Genomic DNA, 2,058 nt, shown 5'->3' on the forward strand with positions numbered 1-2,058 from the left:
CGCCTGGAGCGAGCTTCTGTTCGCGCTAATGCTGATTTCCAGCGACGACCAGAAGACCTTCGCCGTCGGCTTGCTCACCTTCATCGGCAAGTTCGCCGTCGATTGGGGACAGATGATGGCGGCATCCATCCTGGCGTTGATCCCGGTCTGCATCTTCTTCGCCTTCCTGCAACGCTATCTCGTCACCGGCCTGACCGCCGGCGCCGTCAAAGGATAGATCGATGGCCTCTGTTACGCTCGATAAGGTCCGCAAGGATTATGGCGCCGTCCGCGTCCTGCACGCGGTCGACCTTGAAATCGCCGATGGCGAGTTCGTCGTCCTGGTCGGCCCGTCGGGCTGCGGCAAGTCCACGCTTTTGCGCATGATCGCCGGGCTGGAGGAGGCTTCCGGCGGCGAGATCCGCATTGGCGAGCGGCTGGTCAATGACGTAGCACCCAAGGACCGCGACATCGCCATGGTGTTCCAGTCCTACGCGCTTTATCCGCATATGGACGTGTCGAAGAACATGGGCTTCAGCCTGCTCCTGAAGAAGGCGGAGAAGGCGACGATCGACTCCAGGGTGGACGGCGCCGCCAAGCGGCTCGGGCTCGATACCTTCCTGCAGCGCCTGCCGCGGCAATTGTCCGGCGGCCAGCGCCAGCGCGTCGCCATGGGCCGGGCGATCGTGCGCGACCCCAAGGTCTTCCTGTTCGACGAGCCGCTGTCGAACCTCGACGCCAAGCTGCGCGTCCATATGCGCGCCGAGATCAAGGCGCTGCACCAGCAACTGAAGACGACATCGGTCTATGTCACGCACGACCAGATCGAGGCGATGACCATGGCCGACCGGATCGTCGTCATGCATGACGGGCTGATCCAGCAGGTCGGCGCGCCGCTCGATCTCTACGACCGGCCGGCCAACATGTTCGTTGCAGGTTTCATCGGTTCGCCCGGCATGAATTTTCTGCCGGCGACGGTTCGCAAGGGCGCTACGTTGGAGGCCGTACTGGCCGACGGCCAGGCGCTGCGGCTGCCGGAAGACTTGCCACTGACCCACGGTGACGCCATCACCGTCGGTTTGCGGCCCGAGCATATCAAGCTGGCGGACGACGGTGCGTTGAAGGGCGAGGTGGGTGTGGTCGAGCCGCTCGGCCTTTCGACGCAGTTCTACGTCAAGCTAGCCAGCCAGCAGCTGTGCGTCTTTGCCATGGGCCGTGCCGGCGTCAAGTCCGGCGACGTGGTGCGGTTGGCGGCCGAACCGGACCAGCTGCATCTGTTCGATGCGAAAAGCGGCGAGCGCATCGGCTGAGGGGACGCAGCCGGGTCGGATGCGGGCAGCCGGATCAGGCGCCGCTATCGGGCGGGACATACACGGTAACGCTACATTTCAATTGGATAAAATAGCGGAACGTCCAAGAGACATTTCCGGAACCTAACAGGATCGCTCGGACCTTTGCGTCTAGGGCGCAAGACCTTAGTCCCGCCGTCTTCTCAAAAGAACGGAGGTCATTTCGCCGCGAACTAGGCCACCGTCGGAGTTAGTCAACACCGACGGTGGCCCCTGCAATATGGGCGAGTGGGTTGTGTGCGGATATGGTGTGATCGCGGAAGGCGATTGTAGACCGCTAACCGCGAGGGCTTCTTTTGGACAGCGGCGAGCTGTCCAACGGGTTTTCAGCCGATTTGGCCGATCGCCGCTCCTTCAGCCACAGGGACTTCTTTCTCCTTGCCAGGTTCTCGTCTCGAACGCTGTCTTCGGCGGTCACTCCGCCATGCATCGCGGCAATCACGTAGTCGGCTCTGTTGGTTCGAAAGTCGCCTTTTTGTACGGACATCGTTTTCTCCCAGTGCGAGGCATTTCCCCCCTTTTTGCCTGACGCTGAAACTAACTACTTATCCGTGGTGCAAGTCTACCAATTGGCGATTGTATTAAAACGATACACTCAGATGGTGCGATCGCACGAGAGGAGCCCATCCTGGCGAGGCTTCTTCATTGACCCTGTTGTGATCCTTGCGGGGGTGCCGCGGCGGGAGGTGTCGGAGCCTGCGGTGCGGGTTCCGTGGAAGGCGTGGCGGGG

Annotated in this window: 1 protein-coding gene and 1 pseudogene; both read left to right on the plus strand. The window is 61.8% G+C overall.

Annotated features, from left to right (window positions below; genetic code table 11):
• Positions 1–217: pseudogene (locus EN969_RS28375) on the plus strand (carbohydrate ABC transporter permease); the annotation flags it as partial.
• Positions 218–221: 4 nt separating this feature from the next.
• Positions 222–1,289 carry a sn-glycerol-3-phosphate ABC transporter ATP-binding protein UgpC gene (gene ugpC / locus EN969_RS28380; protein ID WP_063167898.1) on the plus strand — a complete coding sequence of 356 codons (1,068 nt, stop codon included), beginning with the start codon at positions 222–224 and terminating at the stop codon, positions 1,287–1,289.
• The last annotated feature ends 769 nt before the right edge of the window (positions 1,290–2,058 follow it).

Source organism: Mesorhizobium sp. M7A.F.Ca.CA.003.01.2.1 (assembly GCF_003998945.1).
In the GTDB taxonomy this organism is placed as follows: domain Bacteria; phylum Pseudomonadota; class Alphaproteobacteria; order Rhizobiales; family Rhizobiaceae; genus Mesorhizobium; species Mesorhizobium ciceri.